Annotated in this window: 19 protein-coding genes; 5 read left to right on the top strand and 14 right to left on the bottom strand. The window is 38.9% G+C overall.

The annotated features are described in order from the left end of the window. Nucleotides 1–64: 64 nt before the first annotated feature. From sirA to yneA, 5 genes are all read right to left on the bottom strand, one after another. A complete protein-coding gene (sirA, locus tag AC4QJR_RS09440; RefSeq protein WP_026566602.1) occupies nucleotides 65–505 on the bottom strand; it encodes a sporulation inhibitor of replication protein SirA in 441 nt (146 codons plus the stop codon). Nucleotides 506–750: 245 nt separating this feature from the next. Beyond that, entirely contained in the window at nucleotides 751–2757 is a 2007-nt protein-coding gene (gene tkt, locus AC4QJR_RS09435) for a transketolase (protein WP_496525973.1), read from the bottom strand. Between the two features lie 176 nt (nucleotides 2758–2933). Further along, entirely contained in the window at nucleotides 2934–3164 is a 231-nt protein-coding gene (locus tag AC4QJR_RS09430) for a DUF896 domain-containing protein (protein ID WP_496525972.1), read from the bottom strand. Between the two features lie 78 nt (nucleotides 3165–3242). Further along, nucleotides 3243–3890, bottom strand: a complete 648-nt coding sequence (locus AC4QJR_RS09425) for a YneB family resolvase-like protein (RefSeq protein WP_496525971.1) — start codon at nucleotides 3888–3890, stop codon at nucleotides 3243–3245. Nucleotides 3891–3902: 12 nt separating this feature from the next. Beyond that, entirely contained in the window at nucleotides 3903–4229 is a 327-nt protein-coding gene (gene yneA, locus AC4QJR_RS09420; RefSeq protein ID WP_375374827.1) for a cell division suppressor protein YneA, read from the bottom strand. A gap of 159 nt (nucleotides 4230–4388) precedes the next feature. Here yneA and lexA point away from each other — a divergent pair, with 159 nt between their 5' ends. Further along, complete coding sequence (gene lexA / locus AC4QJR_RS09415) at nucleotides 4389–5012, top strand: transcriptional repressor LexA (protein WP_496525970.1); 624 nt, start codon at nucleotides 4389–4391, stop codon at nucleotides 5010–5012. 199 nt (nucleotides 5013–5211) lie between these two features. Beyond that, nucleotides 5212–5502, top strand: coding sequence for a DUF4257 domain-containing protein (locus AC4QJR_RS09410; RefSeq protein ID WP_496525969.1), 291 nt, complete (start codon nucleotides 5212–5214; stop codon nucleotides 5500–5502). 69 nt (nucleotides 5503–5571) lie between these two features. Here the strand turns inward: AC4QJR_RS09410 and AC4QJR_RS09405 are convergent, their stop codons facing one another. The 5 genes from AC4QJR_RS09405 to hflX all read right to left on the bottom strand — a co-directional run bounded on the left by AC4QJR_RS09405 (nucleotide 5572) and on the right by hflX (nucleotide 10523). Continuing rightward, nucleotides 5572–5826, bottom strand: coding sequence for a hypothetical protein (locus tag AC4QJR_RS09405; RefSeq protein WP_375374824.1), 255 nt, complete (start codon nucleotides 5824–5826; stop codon nucleotides 5572–5574). Between the two features lie 248 nt (nucleotides 5827–6074). Beyond that, entirely contained in the window at nucleotides 6075–7409 is a 1335-nt protein-coding gene (glnA, locus tag AC4QJR_RS09400; protein WP_098572235.1) for a type I glutamate--ammonia ligase, read from the bottom strand. A 37-nt stretch (nucleotides 7410–7446) separates the two neighbouring features. Then, the gene (locus AC4QJR_RS09395) at nucleotides 7447–7824 is read right to left on the bottom strand and encodes a MerR family transcriptional regulator (RefSeq protein WP_180230015.1); all 378 of its coding nucleotides are present in this window, start codon (nucleotides 7822–7824) and stop codon (nucleotides 7447–7449) included. A gap of 153 nt (nucleotides 7825–7977) precedes the next feature. After that, on the bottom strand, nucleotides 7978–9249 hold the full coding sequence (locus AC4QJR_RS09390; RefSeq protein ID WP_496525968.1) for a methionine gamma-lyase family protein: 1272 nt from the start codon (nucleotides 9247–9249) through the stop codon (nucleotides 7978–7980). Between the two features lie 11 nt (nucleotides 9250–9260). After that, nucleotides 9261–10523, bottom strand: coding sequence for a GTPase HflX (gene hflX / locus AC4QJR_RS09385; protein ID WP_098572232.1), 1263 nt, complete (start codon nucleotides 10521–10523; stop codon nucleotides 9261–9263). A 192-nt stretch (nucleotides 10524–10715) separates the two neighbouring features. Here hflX and AC4QJR_RS09380 point away from each other — a divergent pair, with 192 nt between their 5' ends. After that, the gene (locus tag AC4QJR_RS09380) at nucleotides 10716–11321 is read left to right on the top strand and encodes a trimeric intracellular cation channel family protein (protein ID WP_496525967.1); all 606 of its coding nucleotides are present in this window, start codon (nucleotides 10716–10718) and stop codon (nucleotides 11319–11321) included. 55 nt (nucleotides 11322–11376) lie between these two features. On the opposite strand, the gene spoVK is transcribed toward AC4QJR_RS09380, so the two are convergent. The 3 genes from spoVK to miaA all read right to left on the bottom strand — a co-directional run bounded on the left by spoVK (nucleotide 11377) and on the right by miaA (nucleotide 13741). Next, nucleotides 11377–12324 carry a stage V sporulation protein K gene (spoVK, locus tag AC4QJR_RS09375; protein ID WP_496525966.1) on the bottom strand — a complete coding sequence of 316 codons (948 nt, stop codon included), beginning with the start codon at nucleotides 12322–12324 and terminating at the stop codon, nucleotides 11377–11379. Between the two features lie 203 nt (nucleotides 12325–12527). Next, nucleotides 12528–12758 (bottom strand): RNA chaperone Hfq, encoded by a 231-nt coding sequence (hfq, locus tag AC4QJR_RS09370; protein ID WP_026566590.1) that lies wholly within the window; start codon nucleotides 12756–12758, stop codon nucleotides 12528–12530. Nucleotides 12759–12784: 26 nt separating this feature from the next. Beyond that, entirely contained in the window at nucleotides 12785–13741 is a 957-nt protein-coding gene (gene miaA, locus AC4QJR_RS09365; RefSeq protein WP_496526646.1) for a tRNA (adenosine(37)-N6)-dimethylallyltransferase MiaA, read from the bottom strand. A 307-nt stretch (nucleotides 13742–14048) separates the two neighbouring features. Between miaA and mreBH the strand changes: the two genes are divergently transcribed. Beyond that, entirely contained in the window at nucleotides 14049–15056 is a 1008-nt protein-coding gene (mreBH, locus tag AC4QJR_RS09360) for a rod-share determining protein MreBH (RefSeq protein ID WP_098572229.1), read from the top strand. A 296-nt stretch (nucleotides 15057–15352) separates the two neighbouring features. After that, complete coding sequence (locus tag AC4QJR_RS09355) at nucleotides 15353–15574, top strand: hypothetical protein (protein WP_098572228.1); 222 nt, start codon at nucleotides 15353–15355, stop codon at nucleotides 15572–15574. Between the two features lie 99 nt (nucleotides 15575–15673). Here AC4QJR_RS09355 and mutL read toward each other — a convergent pair whose 3' ends face one another. Then, entirely contained in the window at nucleotides 15674–17605 is a 1932-nt protein-coding gene (gene mutL / locus AC4QJR_RS09350) for a DNA mismatch repair endonuclease MutL (RefSeq protein ID WP_496525965.1), read from the bottom strand. Nucleotide 17606: the final 1 nt, after the last annotated feature.

The raw sequence follows: 17606 nt of genomic DNA, 5'->3' as shown, positions 1-17606 counted from the left end.
TTCCTCCTTCGTGTTGTCTACCATACAGTGTACTAAATAAAACACGATTAGACAATATCTGCAATCAGATAAATTTTCTTTCTTTTATCGGTTTTAACCAGCCATATCTTTGATGTTCAAGGTCAAGCGCTAAAAAAGAAGACTCGCATTTTCTTAATACTTCAAAAAAGGCAGTCTCGGCTTCATAGCTTCCTTGTGCATCAATAGTAATTAAGTCTTGGAATACCTCTAACTTTGCCGTACTTAGTTTTCCGCTTAATTCCATCGAATATGCACCATTTTCAGCTTTAAAACCCTTGATTTTTCCAAGTTGCTTTAGAATAAGCTGATGAATCTTTAGCGCCTCGACTTTTCTGGTTATATAGGAAATTTGTTTTTGGGTTATAAATTTAAATTCACCGTTTGCTTTATGATTCTCTTGAAAAAGTTGAAAAAACAATCGCTCTCTTCCGAAGTAATGGGTCGCAAATTCATCTTCTATTAAATATAGTTGATATTTTCTCACCACTGTTCTCTCCTTCGTTGGTTACCCTTTTTACTATTATAAAAAAAGACAAGCGAAACTTTTGTCTTACGGCGCCAAAAACTTCCACTATTTTTGTCGATTGCAAGAATTGCAAGCTATTTTTTATATTTCGGTAGATTTTATGAATTTTCCTGCAGCAAAATCTTTTTGCATATTTTTGCAAATATTTTCTGCCCGAACAAAAAAAGAGAACGGATAAATCCGCTCTCCTTAAAATTACGATTTTATTTTTGTAAAAGTGCCTTCACACGTGCCACAACATTATCTACGGTAAATCCGAATTCTTCCATAATCTTTTCTCCTGGTGCAGAAGCTCCAAAATGATCAATTGCTAATACATCGCCTTCGTCACCAGTATATTTGTGCCAGCCAAACGATGAGCCAACTTCAATTCCAAGACGTTTTTTCACACCTCTTGGTAAGACTGAGTCTTTGTATTCTTGGGATTGTTGCTCGAAGCGATCCCATGAAGGCATACTTACGACTGAAGCATGAACCCCTTCTCCAGCAAGTGCTTTTTGAGCTTCCACTGCAAGACTTACTTCAGATCCAGTTGCTAAAAGCAATGCATCTGGAGTTTCTCTTTCAGAAGGAGATACCACATAGGCGCCCTTAGAAACACCCTCATAAGCATTGGTATCAGTATTTTTTAATGTAGGTAAATCCTGACGAGTTAACACAAGTGCAGTTGGTTTGTCTGTTGACTCAACAGCAAGCTTCCATGCTGCCGCTGTTTCGTTTCCATCTGCTGGGCGAATGACTGAAATTCCTGACATTGCACGTAATGCCGCCAATTGTTCTACCGGTTCGTGCGTTGGTCCATCTTCCCCAACAGCAATACTATCATGCGTAAATACATAGGTAACAGGCAATCCCATTAACGCAGCTAGTCGAATCGCTGGACGTAAGTAATCAGAGAAAACAAAGAATGTTCCGCCAAAAACTTTTACTCCGCCATGAAGAGCGATCCCGTTCATTGCAGCACCCATTCCAAATTCACGAACACCAAACCAGATATTGCGGCCTTCATAAGATCCTGGCATAAAGTCTTTCGTACCTTTGATCATCGTTTTATTAGAGCCTGCAAGATCTGCTGAGCCCCCAATAAAAATAGGTAGATTTTTAGCAATGCCATTAATTACTTCACCTGATGAGGCACGGCTTGCAAGGCTTTTCCCTTCACTATAAACAGGGATATCCTTGTCCCAATCCTCTGGAAGTTCATTATTTAAAGCTTGCTCAAGCTGAGCTGCTAATTCAGGGTATTCATTTTTATATTGAGCGAAAAGGTCATTCCACTCTTTTTCCTTTTTCTCACCATTTTCAACGATAAGCTTTTGGAAGTTATCATAGACTTCTTGTGGCACATGGAAATCTTCTTCAAAAGTCCATTTATAGGATTCTTTAGTAAGTTTTAATTCATCAGCACCAAGTGGTGAACCATGAACACCTGATGTACCCGCACGATTTGGAGAACCATAACCGATTACTGTTCTTACTTCAATCATTGTTGGTCGTTCTAAATCATTTCTTGATTCTTCAAGCGCTTTTGCGATTTCTTCTAGATTGTTTCCGTCCTCCACACGAAGATATTGCCAGCCGTAGGATAGGAAGCGATCTTTGACACTTTCTGAAAAAGACTTATTTAAATCACCATCTAGAGAGATATCATTTGAATCATAAAGGACCACTAATCTTCCTAGTTTCAAGTGCCCCGCGAGTGAAGCTGCCTCTGCAGAAACACCTTCCATCAAATCTCCATCTCCACAAATACTGTATGTAAAATGGTTCACAAGTTCATATTTATCTTTATTATAAACACTTGCAACATGGCGTTCTGCCATTGCCATTCCCACTGCCATTGCAATCCCTTGTCCAAGTGGACCAGTTGTTGCTTCTACACCTTCAGTGTGGCCGTATTCAGGGTGACCAGGTGTTTTTGAGCCCCATTGACGGAATTGTTTTAAGTCATCCATGCTTAAATTGAAACCAGACAAGTGAAGCATGCTGTATAACAACGCTGACCCATGTCCAGCAGATAAAACAAAACGATCACGGTTAAACCAACGTGGATTCTTCGGATTTTGGTTCATGAAACGAGTCCATAAAGTATACGCCATTGGCGCTGCACCCATTGGCATCCCTGGGTGTCCAGAGTTTGCTTTCTCGATTGCATCAATCGAAAGAGTTCGGATCGAGGTAACTGATAAATCATCAATAGTATTAAACATGAATTACATCCTTTCCTAATGACTAGGTACTAAGTACATTTCAATTTTATATTGATACTGTGGTTTATTCAACAAATAGCATAATAATAAAGAACAAAATCCGCTTTATTTTTAGTTTGACACAGAATATGCCGCACTATGTAAAAAAGGGATACAAAAATTGTATCCCTGAATTTTTAGTGAAGTGTATTTTTTTTCCTAGCTTTGATTTTTTCTGGTGTGACATCATTTCCCTTAGGATCAATAAACTTAGTGTTGGTAAGGGTATCTAGCATATTAGAACGAAATGTCGCCAAATATTCGCTTCTTAATTTTGATTGTTCTTTGGCTTCTGTTTCAGTCAATCCCGTTGCTTTTGCTTTTCTTGCCAACTCGTTAATTCTAGCCATTTTTTCTTTGGATAGCATGGAGTAAACCTTCCTTTCTACCTGTTTACATGACACCTGATTTTACTAAAAAAAAAACCTAATGACAAGGCAAAAGGTTTACTCTTCTTGTGATTCGATATATTCTTGGTATCTTCTATGTACGGTTGCCTTTGAGATGTTATAACCAAAACCTCTCAAAGTGGCAGCAATTTCAGCAAAAATTAATCCATTCTTTCTTAGCCGGACAATTTCTTCTACCGGTACTTCAATTTTTTCACGTCCGGAACCTTCACCAAGATTTTTTAAGTTTTTTTCAGGTTTATAACCATTCTGTACAGCTCGCTTCATGCCGCGCTTAATTTTTGCATTATGAAGTTTACGTTGATATTCTTCCACCATGCCAACAATTTTTAAAACCATGGAATCTGATTCTGACAGCTGTAATTCTCCACTTTGAGAGATACTGTAAAGTTTAATATTTTCTTTTAAAATGCAGTGCAAAATCGCTATTTTAGCGTTACCTCTACCAAGTCGGGTTTCGTCCTGGATTAAGACCGCATGAACTTGATCATCTTTAAAACGCTCTAATAACTGAAAGATCCCTTCCCGGTCGAATTCGTAGCCACTTGCCTTTTCTTTAATTACACTATCAATTTCAAATTGATAGGAATGAGCAAGTTGTGTTAATTCCTCTTCTTGGCGCTTTAATGATGTTTCTTGTGTTTCTTTGTTGGTGCTGACACGACAGTATATGATTGCTTTCATTGTTATTCCTTTCTATTCACTCACAGCACTAGCTAATTCTTGTGTTGTTAAACCCTTTTCGTTACTCACTGGAATAATAATTTCTTCACCAGGAAAAATTAGGTCTTCATCAATTTCATTATGCTTTTTTATCCAAGAAACAAATTCCTGGTTTGATAATGAATGTTGTTCGGAATATTGGTCAGAGATTTCCCAAAGTGAATCCCCTTCTGAAATCGTAATCTTTAAATACTTATCTTGATCATTTGAATGATGTTGAAAAGATAATATGAAGGAAAGTGAACAGCTTAAAATAATTAGAATAATAGCATAGGAGTATTTGTTCCATAATTTTTTCATATAAAAAACACCTCTACTAAGAATATATGTTCGTTTTATTAATATGATTATAAACCGAACGTTTGTTTGTTGTCAACTATTTTTCGAACTTATGTTTGTATAAAAAACACGAACATGGTATAATAAAGACAACAAAAACCAGACGAGGTGGATTTTATCATGGCTAAAATATCAAAGCGGCAGCAGGATATATTAGACTTCATTAAAAGTGAGGTTAAGTGTAAAGGATATCCCCCTTCCGTAAGAGAAATTGGAGAAGCAGTTGGACTTGCATCCAGCTCCACTGTTCACGGTCATTTAGCAAGGCTGGAAAGCAAAGGACTGATTAGACGGGATCCAACCAAACCAAGAGCAATTGAAATATTAGAGGCAGATGCTGCAGCACATATACCAAGAAATGCAGTTGTAAATGTTCCCGTGGTAGGTAAAGTAACTGCAGGATTACCAATTACAGCTATTGAAAATGTCGAAGAGTTTTTCCCGCTCCCAGAAAGTCTTGCACCTGCAGATGAACAGGTTTTCATGCTAGAAATCATGGGTGAGAGTATGATAGAAGCTGGGATACTAGATGGGGACTACGTCATTGTGAAACAGCAGCCAACCGCGAATAACGGTGATATCGTTGTAGCAATGACCGAGGAAGATGAAGCCACCTGTAAGAGATTTTTTAAAGAAAAAGATTACATACGCCTGCAGCCGGAAAATTCTACAATGGACCCTATTATTCTAAGGAATGTTTCAATTCTAGGAAAAGTTATCGGCGTTTATCGGCATATTCATTAATAAGGAGCTTGCACAACTGTGCATGCTTTTTTTATGTCGCATTATTGGGAAAATTTTTCATTTTTATCATATCATGTATATTATATAGTGAAAATTCAGTATTTTTACTCATGTCCATGTTGGAAATGTTTGATATAATTGAACTACACCAAGATTTACCTTAGGTCCAAAAAATTAGGCTTAAGGAGGTTGAGAAACAGTGTTAACCGACATTATTTTCTCTATTGTAATTGGTGGAACTGTTGGCATTGTTGGACATGTTCGTAAGAACGGAAAAATTATCATGCCAAGGAAAACAAAAAGATTCATTTATCTCGGCTTTTTAGAAGAGTTGCTCCTAGGTGCTTTTGCTGCGCTTCTCCTCGTTCTATATACAGCTCCAAATTCAACGGTGGAAAATATCCTTTTTTCAATCATCGCAGGAATTGGTGGTGATGCCATTCTTTCTAAAATTAAGCTACTTAATCAGAGTGAAAAGAATAATGAATAAATCGAGAGAAACGCCATGATACTATTCGTATTATGGCGTTTCTCTTACCAATGAAGACTGTTTATTTGATTATTTTGCTATCCGTGCCTGTATTTCAGATAATTTCACCTTAAAAAACGCTTTGTAAACTTCTGTATCCGCTTCCTTAAATACGGAATGGCTCACATAATCTCCTTTTAACGTTCTACGTTCCTCATCAAATAGAAAACATTCCTGACCTTTGGCTCCTGACTCTAGCAAACTTAATATAAGGTCCGGTTTCTTATACGTCTTTTCACGAAGTATTTCTTGGGTTTGAGCATTACAAATTTGCAGTTTATACAATTAGAGCACCTCCCAAATGTTTTCAAGTTAATCATATAATATATATGAGTAGCAGAAGGAAGATAATTGTGAATTTTTCAAGAAATAAAGGAAAATTATAGATATTATTGAGGATTGACGACCTAATTTAGACGTTATAAGTAATTTAGGTCGTCAATCGGGGGCTATTGGCGACTGTAGTTTGCAAATCAACTTGATAAATCACAACAAAAAAACCCTGTCACTACAAGTGACAGGGTTTACTGATATTAATACATGCTCATATATTGATCGCGTTCCCATTGGTGAACGACTGTTCTAAACATATCCCACTCGATTTCTTTTGCCTCAACAAAGTGTTCCATAATGTGCTCGCCTAGACCAGCCACGATTACTTCATCAGCTTTTAATTGATCTAATGCTTGAGCTAATGTAGCAGGAAGATCGATGATGCCTTCTTCGATTCTTTCTTCTTTGCTCATTACATAGATGTTTCTATCAACTGGTGCTGGCGGAGTTAATTGGTTTTTAATTCCGTCTAAACCGGCTTTTAGAAGAACAGCCATTGCAAGGTATGGATTTGCAGATGGATCAACACTTCTTACTTCCACACGAGTACTTAATCCACGTGAAGCAGGGATACGAATTAATGGTGAACGGTTTCTAGCAGACCAAGCTACATAGCATGGTGCTTCATAGCCAGGAACAAGACGCTTATAAGAGTTTACTGTTGGGTTGGTAACCGCAGTAAAGGCTGGAGCGTGCTTTAGAATTCCGGCGATAAATTGACGAGCTGTATCGCTCATTTCTAAGTCGCCGCTTGGCTGATAGAATGCATTTTCTCCATTTTTAAATAATGAAAGGTTCATGTGCATTCCAGATCCATTAACTCCGTATAAAGGTTTTGGCATGAATGTTGCGTGCAAGCCATGTTTACGAGCGATGGTTTTAACAACTAATTTAAACGTTTGGATTTGGTCACATGCAGTTAATGCATCAGCATATTTAAAATCAATTTCGTGCTGACCTGGTGCTACTTCGTGGTGAGAAGCTTCAATTTCAAAGCCCATTTCTTCTAATTCAAGAACGATATCACGACGGCAGTTTTCACCTAAATCTGTTGGTGCTAAATCAAAATAACCGCCTTGGTCATTTAACTCTAAACTTGGCTCGCCTTTTTCATCTAATTTAAATAAGAAGAATTCCGGCTCAGGTCCTAAGTTAAAGTTAGTAAAACCTAACTCTTCCATTTCTTTTAATACTCTTCTTAAGTTATTTCGAGGATCCCCTTCAAATGGTTTTCCTTCTGGAGTATAAATATCACAAATTAAGCGTGCAACTTTCCCCTTTTCTGCTGTCCATGGGAATACCACCCATGTATTAAGGTCAGGATAAAGCAGCATATCAGACTCTTCAATTCGTACAAAACCTTCAATTGATGATCCGTCAAACATCATTTTGTTATCAAGTGCTTTTTCTAATTGAGAAATTGGAATTTCCACGTTTTTAATAGTTCCAAGGATGTCTGTAAATTGTAAACGAATAAATTTTACGTTTTCCTCAACAGCTAATCTTTTAATATCTTCTCTTGAATACTTTGCCATTTTCTTACCCCCTATTTTTTGAAAAGATGCTGCCAATTTAATGGAAGAATCTTGACATATCTCCTTGACGTAATGATGATCGGTTGTTTCGGCCAGAATGCATCATTTCATTGCGTAGTAGTTTTCTAAGTTGGTCATCCGTTAATTCGCGTTTAGCCTTCTCTGCTTGTTGTTCGATTATGTTAGATTGTTGTTGCTCTTTTACTAGGAATAATTGTTTAATACCAGCCATGTTCACACCTTGATCAATCAAATCCTTAATTTCTAGAAGCCTATCAATATCATTTAAGCAATATAGACGTCTATTCCCTTCGGTTCGAGCTGGAGAAATCAATTGGTGTTCTTCGTAGTAGCGAATTTGCCTGGCTGTAAGTTCCGTTAACTGCATGACCGTTCCAATTGGGAACAGCGGCATGGAACGGCGAATTTCCTTTCCACTCACCTAATTACTCCTCCCTTCGGGTTTGTTTATAATGCTATTATATTTCGTGTTAGAAAAGTTGTCAATGATATGTTAGACTTTCTCACATGAAATTTTCTTAAAGAATCGTACAAACCAATAAATGCACTAAATAAGGTCTATTAATCCTTTTTCAGTTAAATGATCAATCGCGAGGCAAACAGCCATTTTTACGTGGGCATATGTTAAACCACCTTGTACATAGGCAACATATGGCGGTCTAATCGGCCCGTCTGCGGTGAGTTCAATACTTGCTCCCTGGATAAAGGTACCTGCAGCCATAATCACGTCGTCCTCGTACCCTGGCATATAGCTCGCATGGGGAGTCACGTATGAATTAATGGGCGACGCAAATTGAATGGCCTGACAAAAAGCAATCATTTTATCAGGGTCATCAAACTGTACAGATTGAATTAAGTCAGTCCTGTTAGCATTCCATTTTGGCGAGGAATTCATACCTAATTTCTCCAGCATTGCCGCCGAGAACACAGCACCTTTTAAGGCCTGGCCCACCACATGAGGAGCTAGGAAAAAGCCTTGATACATTTCTTGAAGACTATAGAGGGATGCACCAGCTTCAGCCCCAATCCCAGGTGAAGTCATCCGATATGAACAAGCTTCTACCCACTTTTTTTTCCCAACGATATATCCGCCAGTCTTCACGATTCCGCCGCCAGGATTTTTAATCAACGAGCCAGCCATTAAGTCCGCACCGACATGACAGGGCTCCAGTTCTTCTACAAATTCTCCGTAGCAGTTATCCACAAATACAACGACATCTGGCTTAATTTCTTTTACATACTTAATCATTTCGCCAATTTCAGCTACTGTAAAAGAAGGTCTTGGGTCATAGCCCTTGGAACGTTGAATCCCAATCATCTTCGTATTCGGTTTTATTTTTTCACATACTTGATCCCAGTTCATTCGCCCTTCATTTGTCAGGGCAACACTATCATAAGAAATGCCAAATTCTTTTAAAGAACCAACCCCATTTCCACGAAGACCGACGATTTCTTCCAAGGTATCATACGGTTTGCCTGTAATATAAAGGAGTTCATCCCCAGGGCGAAGAACACCAAATAATGCAATGGAAATGGCATGGGTACCAGAAATGATTTGCGAGCGAACCAGTCCTGCTTCACCGCCAAGGACATCTGCATAGACATTTTCCAACGTATCTCTTCCTATGTCATCGTAGCCGTATCCAGTTGACGGGATAAAATGAGAGTCACTGACCCGATGTTTTTGAAAACTCTGTAAAACCCTAAATTGATTGGTTTCGATTCTTTCATCAATTTCCTTATGTACCCCAGCAATTTGTTGTTCGACTTCCCTAACGATTGGCTGGAGTTTTTCCCCATTTTTTAACTGTTGAAACATGCATGAATCTCCTATCTACTTTTATAATTCTGTAATTGGCCTGTAATTTGATGATCTTGCAGCGAAAATCCCTTACAGTGATATAACTGACTATCTTCATCAAAAGAAAGTCCTCTTAAGATGGTCTCATTTTTTAATTGAGAAAGCAGTTTTCCTTCCGTAGAAGGAACGGCTACCTCATAAGGAACCATCAATTCCATCACAATTTGCTCTATTTTTTCTTTTAAAGAATGGCGGTCATTCTCGTCAAAAGCACTGATAAATGCTGTTGGTGTATCAGCAGTTGGGACAAAATCGGCATGCTGAATATCCCTCTTATTATATACCGTTATTTGCGGGATATCTTTCACTTCTAAGTCATCTAGCAGTCTTTTTACCGTTTTCTCATGATGGAAATAATCCGGGTTGGACATATCCACTACATGAAGCAGCAGATCCGCCTCCTTTACTTCCTCGAGGGTGGACCGGAAGGCAGCAATAAGCGTTGTCGGTAAATCTTGAATGAAGCCAACTGTATCCGTAATCAAAGCAAAGAAACCACTGGGCAGGATCAGTTTTCGTGTCATTGGATCAAGGGTGGCAAACAATTGATTTTCCTCATAAGACTCGGCTTCGGATAAACGGTTAAACAAGGTTGATTTACCAGCATTGGTATATCCAACAATAGCCACTTGAAAGGCTTTATTTTTCTTCCTTCTTTCTCGGTATCGATCCCTGTGCTGAACGATGACAGAAAGCTGACTTTTGATATCATCGATTCGGCGCCGGATGTGACGACGGTCCGATTCTAATTTCGTTTCACCAGGTCCTCTAGTCCCAATTCCGGCACCAAGACGAGATAAAGCGGTCCCCTGACCGGCAAGCCGCGGTAGTATGTATTGCAATTGAGCAAGTTCCACTTGCAGTTTCCCTTCTTTGGACCTCGCTCGCTGTGCAAAGATATCTAAGATCAGCTGGGTGCGGTCAATCACCCGGGCATTTAATTCTGTAGCAAGATTTCTCTTTTGACTTGGCGAGAGTTCATCATTAAAAATGACGATATCAGGCTCAAGTTCCTCTACGAGTGCATTTAGTTCTTCGACTTTCCCTTTACCTATGTATGTCGCTGGATGACGGCGCTCTCGTTTTTGAACGACAGATACCAACACTTCCCCCTGAGCGGTTTCAGTTAATGCCTCTAACTCCTCCATTGAATAGTGAAAACGTAAGTCATCGTCCCCGCTGGTTTGGCAGCCAACCAGGATTACTTTCTCTTTCGTTTCTTTCTGTTCCAAAAGGCAACCTTCCTTTCTAAACATCTAGCTTTCATCATAACAAAAAATATATATAATCTCTATTTTCTCCAATTCCCAAAAAACTTATTGTATTTTTTCTACAACATGATAAAATTTTAATGTTTGAAACCTGTTACATATTTACTATATTAATAGTGTAAAAATAAAATAGACATCAAGGGGATAGCAAAAATGACATGGGATGTTTTAAGTATGATTGGAACCATAGCCTTCGCTGTCAGTGGAGCAATTGTGGCGATGGAGGAAGAATATGATATTTTCGGGGTTTATATTTTAGGAATCGTTACTGCTTTCGGAGGCGGAGCAATTCGAAATTTATTAATTGGCGTACCGGTATCTGCACTTTGGGACCAAGGATTATTTTTTCAAATTGCCTTGTTATCAATTACTGCTGTGTTTTTATTTCCAAGCAATCTTCTCAAACACTGGCAAAAATGGGGGAACTTATTTGATGCGATCGGCCTCTCTGCTTTTGCCATTCAAGGTGGCATTTACGCTGTAAAAATGGACCTCCCTCTTAGTGCTGTAATCGTTGCCTCGGTCTTAACTGGAATTGGCGGCGGAATCATTCGTGATTTATTAGCCGGAAGAAAGCCTATGGTACTAAGAGCAGAAATTTATGCACTCTGGGCCATTTTGACAGGCTTATTTCTCGGGCTGGGTATTGCTGAACAGCCATTGGAGTTATATTCCTTATTTGTTATTGTAACTGTGTTACGAGTACTTTCTTATACCTTTAATTGGAAATTGCCCATTCGTAAGCTCGAAGCAAATTAAGATTCTTTTCCAAATAGAAACGACAGATTATCAAGAATCTGTCGTTTTTTTGTGGTTAATCTTCTTCAAACACAAGATCATTACTTCTGAGTGTCATTAATTCATGACGGTCATAGCTATTTAACATAAGCAGCCTCATTGCCTGAGCACGGATTGATTTTTCAATAATATTTCGAACATACCTACCGTTTGAAAAACTATTTGGGCTTAATACTGCTTTCACCCATATTAAATGTTCTTTAAGCTTTTTTTCCGCTTCATGACTAAATGCATATTCTCTTTCAATTAGCATTCTACCTGAAATCTCCATTAATTGGTCGATATTATAATCAGGAAAATCTACCACTAATGGAAAGCGCGAATGCAGCCCAGGATTAAGCGTTAAGAAATGATCCATTTCCCGAGAATATCCGGCAAGAATCAGAATAAATTCATGCTGTTTATCCTCCATATGCTTTACTAGGGTATCAATAGCCTCTTTGCCAAAATCCTTTTCACCACCTCGGCCCAATGAGTACGCCTCATCAATAAACAAGATTCCCCCTTGGGCCTTCTTGATTAAATCTCTAGTCTTTTGTGCGGTGTGGCCAATATACTCGCCGACGAGGTCAGCACGCTCAGCCTCAATTAAATGACCTTTTGTTAATACACTCATTTTTTGAAAAAGCTTTCCAATTAGTCTTGCTACTGTCGTTTTTCCTGTACCTGGATTTCCTTTAAACATCATATGAAGGGCTTGTTTTCTTGCTTTCAAACCCATTTCTTCACGTTTTTTATTTACATAAATCCAAGCATAAATTTCCTTAATCATCTTTTTCATTTCTTCCATCCCAACCAATGCCCCAAGCTCGTCTTCAATTTCTTTAAGAGCCGCATGTTCAGGCGGAATATCCTTCGGAACCACTTGAAATTCAGGTAACTCTTTTGAAATGGTTTTTCCCTTTTGTGAGTTGAGGACAACACTTATTTGGCCGTTACTTTTCATTCGAATGGGTTGGTCCAAAGCTTTCACCTCTCATTTTCGCCAACAGATTACAAAGGATGCTTTTTTATGGCCACTCAGAATTTATCCTCTAAATTCCGACCTCAAATATACTTAGGAGAAATGCATAGTCCTTCAACTAATATGTATTCATACACGGTGAATTTCATTAAAAAAGTTTTCACAAAAATAAAAAAAAGCCCTTAGGATGGGCTCTTAAAAACTTATTGGTTATCCAATTCAAGATGAACGTTTCTTTGCGGTGCAAAGGTTGAGATGGCATGCTTATATACTAATTGCTGCTTACCTTCTGATTCAAAAAGGACTGTAAAATTATCAAAGCCTTTAATTTGGCCTCTTAATTGGAATCCGTTTAATAAAAAGACGGTCACATGTATGTTATCTTTGCGGCACTGGTTTAAATATTGGTCCTGAATATTAATTGTTGTTTTCATTTGTATTTCCTCCTCTTTTATCTCTACTAATATGTATTCGATTTTACTTTAAGCTTTCCTTCAACACAATGTGAAATTTCCTTTATTTTTTTTGATATATTCTCCACATCGGTCATATCAAACCAAACAACATCCATCTTGTTCCGAAACCATGTCAATTGTCTTTTTGCGTATCTTCTCGAATTTTGCTTTAAATTGGCTATTGCTTCTTCTAACGACATTTTACCATCAAAGTATGTAAAAATCTCTTTGTAGCCTATCGCTTGGATGGATTGGCAATCACGTAAACCCTGTTGATATAGACGTTTTACTTCTTCTATGAGCCCTTCCTCAACCATGATATCCACTCGGTAGTTGATCCGCTCATAAAGTTTCTCTCGTTCCATTGTTAACCCAATAATCGCAGTATCGTACAAAAGGTCTGGTTGCTGCGTACTTTGAAACTCTTGCATTGTTTTCCCTGTCAGATGGAAAATTTCAAGAGCACGAATGACTCTTCTTATATTATTCGGGTGGATTTGTGAAGCACTTTCAGGATCCACCTCTATTAATTCTTTATACAGAGCTTCATTTCCGATTTCCTTTACTCTTTCCTCCAGCATAAGACGATACGTCTCATCACCGGGCACATCGGAAAATTGATAATCATAAATGACAGACTGTATATATAACCCTGTTCCACCAGCAATGATAGGCAGCTTGCCTTTTTGGACAATCTCATCAATCTTAGCCCGAACAAGGTGTTGAAATTCGGCAACCGAAAAATTTTCAGTTGGCTCCTTAATATCAATTAGATGGTGTGGAATTCCTTCCATTTCTTCTGGTTTAATTTTTGCTGTACCAATATCCATGCCACGATAGATCTGCATCGAGTCCCCGCTGATAATCTCTCCATTATAGCGTTTAGCCATTTCGATACTTAACTTTGTTTTTCCGACAGCAGTTGGTCCGATGATTACTAATAACTTTTGTTTTAAATCCAATATTTTCACACTGCCTTATCCCATTTTCAGTGAAAGCACGCTTTCGATTCCACTTTCACCCCTTCATCGTAACATAAATTTAAAAAGCAGTTGAACATCAAACTATTATATACATAAAAGTTCTTTTCTATGCTCCTAATCCATATGAATCATAATTTTTCATTTTCATTACCAAAAAGGAATAATTTTCTTGTAACTTTACAAAAGGATAACGGTTCATTTACAAACCGCTTACTACCCCCAACTTTATGATAGACTACCCGTAGCATATCTAGTAACCAAAAATAATGGAATAAGGTGAAAAAAGATGTTATCAACTTTTGATATTGGAATTGATTTAGGAACTGCAAATATACTTGTGTATAGTAAAAATAAAGGAATTGCGATAAATGAACCAGCGGTGGTGGCAATCGATACGGTCACCAAAAATGTAGTAGCTGTTGGTCAGGAAGCTAAAGAAATGATTGGAAAAACACCTGAAAAAATCGTGGCTATTCGTCCGATGAAGGATGGAGTAATCGCCGATTATGATGTAACGACTGAATTACTGAAACATATCATGCGCAAGGCATCCAAAAAGATTGGTTTTGCCGTCCGGAAACCAAATGTTGTCGTTAGTATCCCATCTGGTTCTACAAGTGTGGAGAGAAGAGCGATCCAAGATGCGGTAAGACAAGCTGGTGCAAAGAAAATCAGCTTAATTGAAGAACCGGTCGCAGCAGCAATCGGGGCAGGAATGCCAGTTGATGAACCAGTTGCCAATGTTGTGGTTGATATTGGCGGCGGTAATACGGAAGTTGCCATTATCTCCTTTGGTGGTGTAGTTGCCTGCCATTCCATTAAAATCGGTGGAGACCGTCTGGATGAAGATATCATTCAACATATTCGAAAAGAATATAATATCCTAATCGGCGAAAGAACAGCGGAAAACATCAAGATGGAAATTGGATATGCCCTCATTGACCACGAGGAAATTTTCATGGACATCCGCGGTCGTGACCTTGTAACAGGTCTGCCAAAAACAATTAAACTATCATCATATGAAATCCGTGTGGCTATCAAGGAAGCACTTTTGCATATTTTAGAAGCCATCCGTGCAACTCTAGAAGATTGTCCAGCCGAACTAAGCGGGGACATTGTCGACCGTGGTGTGATTCTGACAGGTGGTGGAGCTTTATTAAATGGAATGGAAGCATGGCTAAGCCAAGAAATCGTCGTTCCCGTCCAGCTTGCTCCAAACCCGCTTGAATCAGTAGCAATGGGTACTGGCAGGGCCCTGCAGTACATGAGTAAAGTGCAAGCCGCAATGAAATAAACCAATTCAAGAGCGAAACCAAGCATACTCCCCTATATAAAAACTTTTTGAAAAAAGCTGTAGAATTCTGCAGCTTTTTCTTTATTATTAGATCGCCATTTAATGCTTGTTAGTTTCAAAGAGTTAATTAATCGGATACAGAAAACCTCCATGCCAGAAAATGTCGAAATTTGTCGAAAAATATAATTTCATTGTATCCGCTTCCACTTGTTAAAATTATTTTATCATAAATATTTATAATTTTTTTTGTTTTTAAACTATTCTTTTTTTTTAATTGCACAGGGGAGGCATGATTAATGCAGCAGCTAAGAAAAGAGGAACTAAAGGAGAAGAATTTGACCGAAACGGTTCAAGTAAGTATCGACGTTCCACCACATATTAGAGACAGATTTTTGGAAGCAGTAGAAAAAAGCGGAAAGACAATTAATGATGTTTTAAAGTTGTATATGCAAAAATATACGTGGAAACAGGGAGAATTGCAGAGAAATAGACAAAAACGCCGTCAAGAACTTGGCTGATGCTTCGGAATTAAAGAAGAGCAAAAAGCCTTACTCAATAAAGAGTAAGGCTCTTTGCTCTTCTCATAGGTTCTGTGCTCGCTTTCTACATATAGAAAATCACATGACCCGTTTAAACATTTTTTCCATTTCATAAACCGAATAATGGACAATGATTGGTCTACCATGCGGACACGTAAATGGATCGGAGGCCTTACGTAGATCATCCAAGAGTGCTTGGATCTCGTCATTTCGTAAATGGCGGTTCGCTTTTATGGATGCCTTACAACTCATCATAATCGCGGCTTCTTCACGTAGTTTTTTAATATCTACCTTTTTCATTAATAATAGCTGCTCAATCATCTCTTCAATGATTTCTTTTTCCTCCCCTTTTGGAAACCACTGCGGGTGGGAACGAACAATATAGCTATTAATCCCGAACTCCTCAAGAAAAACTCCAACTTTTTCGAGCTCGTGTTGGTATTCATTTATTTTCAAAAATTCATCCGTCGAATATTCAAACGTTAAGGGTACCAGCATTTCTTGTAACTCAGATTGGACCTGACCTACCTTTTCCCGGAAATACTCGTACTTTAACCGCTCTTGGGCTGCGTGCTGGTCAATGATATATAAGCCATTTTCATTCTGAGCAAAAATATAGGTCCCATGCATTTGCCCAATTGGATATAACCGGGGGACTCTACTTTCTGAAGGCGTGTCACACTTAGTCTCGATTATATCAGGGTTGGGTTGAACAGTAGTGCTTACATATGAATCAGACCTAGCCGGCGCCTCACTAAATGGATTCGTCTCGAACCAGGTGTCAGGCACCATTGTTTCTTCCTCTTCGATTTCGGGTTGAATAGGCCATTTGGAAATAGGTGTTTCTGTTGGGCCATCACCCAGCGATGGACGTTTTTCTTGGACGATTGCCGTGGCTTCTGGCCGGAACCACTCCAACTCTTTCCTCTCCACGGGCGTTATGGTTCCTTCATCAAGGGCCAAGGAAGTTTGTTCTTCCTTTGCCGCTTCTTTTTTCACGGCTGTATAGGCTGTCGGGATGAGGATTTTCGATTTAAACTCCTCTTTTATCATCGTTGTGACAAGTTCATTCAACTCTGCTTCTTTACTAATACGGACCTCCATCTTGGAAGGGTGAACATTGACGTCCACAAGCAATGGGTCCATCTCAATGTTAAGGAGAACAATTGGGAACCTGCCGATTGGAAGCAAAGTATGGTAGCCTTCTTGGATCGCCTTGGCTAATGGATAGTTTTTGATAAAACGGCCATTAATCATCGTTGAAATATAGTTTCGTGAAGCTCTGGTTACCTCAGGCATGGAAGCAAAACCAGTGATGTTATAATCGAGCGATGTCCCGGAGATGGGAACCAGCTGCTTGGCGATTCCCAAACCATAAATCGATGCTAGGACCTGGCGAACATCTCCGTTTCCATTGGTTTGCAATAATTTCCTATCATTATGGATGAGGCGGAAGGCTACTTCTGGATGGGAAAGTGCCAATCGATTCACAACGTCCGTTATATTTCCAAGCTCGGTATGAATGGTCTTCATATATTTCAAGCGGGCAGGTGTATTGAAAAATAAATCGGTAATCGTAATATCGGTTCCTCTTCGGCTCGATGCTTTCTCAAATATTTCCACTTTTCCGCCCTCGATAACCACCCGATTTCCTGCCCCTTCACCCGTAGAAGTTTTCATCTCGAGCCGTGAAACAGAGGCGACACTTGGCAGAGCCTCTCCCCGGAATCCGAGGGTCCTGATTCGGAACAAGTCATTTTCATTCTTTATTTTAGAGGTGGCATGGCGTTGAAAGGCGAGTAACACATCATCTTCCTCAATCCCATATCCATTGTCGGTAATGCGGATTTTGGCAAGTCCGGCTTCTTCCACTTCAATTTCAATCACCGTACTGCCAGCGTCAATTGAATTTTCAACCAACTCTTTTACCACGGAGGCAGGGCGCTCGACTACCTCTCCCGCTGCGATTTTATTTGATAAGGCATCATCTAATTGAATAATTTTCCCCATT

It is taken from the genome of Neobacillus sp. BP17, assembly GCF_059579525.1.
Note: the sequence above shows the minus strand (reverse complement) of the source record. Positions and strands in the feature narration are given on the sequence as shown.

Bases quoted from the DNA above. Each gene is read 5' to 3' on its own strand.
- AC4QJR_RS09390 (WP_496525968.1), bottom strand. From the start codon at position 9,249: ATGTTTCAACAGTTAAAAAATGGGGAAAAACTCCAGCCAATCGTTAGG.
- mreBH (WP_098572229.1), top strand. From the start codon at position 14,049: ATGTTATCAACTTTTGATATTGGAATTGATTTAGGAACTGCAAATATA.
- tkt (WP_496525973.1), bottom strand. From the start codon at position 2,757: ATGTTTAATACTATTGATGATTTATCAGTTACCTCGATCCGAACTCTT.
- AC4QJR_RS09430 (WP_496525972.1), bottom strand. From the start codon at position 3,164: ATGCTATCCAAAGAAAAAATGGCTAGAATTAACGAGTTGGCAAGAAAA.
- mutL (WP_496525965.1), bottom strand. From the start codon at position 17,605: ATGGGGAAAATTATTCAATTAGATGATGCCTTATCAAATAAAATCGCA.
- AC4QJR_RS09425 (WP_496525971.1), bottom strand. From the start codon at position 3,890: ATGAAAGCAATCATATACTGTCGTGTCAGCACCAACAAAGAAACACAA.
- hfq (WP_026566590.1), bottom strand. From the start codon at position 12,758: ATGAAAACAACAATTAATATTCAGGACCAATATTTAAACCAGTGCCGC.
- AC4QJR_RS09380 (WP_496525967.1), top strand. From the start codon at position 10,716: ATGACATGGGATGTTTTAAGTATGATTGGAACCATAGCCTTCGCTGTC.
- glnA (WP_098572235.1), bottom strand. From the start codon at position 7,409: ATGGCAAAGTATTCAAGAGAAGATATTAAAAGATTAGCTGTTGAGGAA.
- AC4QJR_RS09355 (WP_098572228.1), top strand. From the start codon at position 15,353: ATGCAGCAGCTAAGAAAAGAGGAACTAAAGGAGAAGAATTTGACCGAA.
- AC4QJR_RS09395 (WP_180230015.1), bottom strand. From the start codon at position 7,824: ATGCCGCTGTTCCCAATTGGAACGGTCATGCAGTTAACGGAACTTACA.
- lexA (WP_496525970.1), top strand. From the start codon at position 4,389: ATGGCTAAAATATCAAAGCGGCAGCAGGATATATTAGACTTCATTAAA.
- yneA (WP_375374827.1), bottom strand. From the start codon at position 4,229: ATGAAAAAATTATGGAACAAATACTCCTATGCTATTATTCTAATTATT.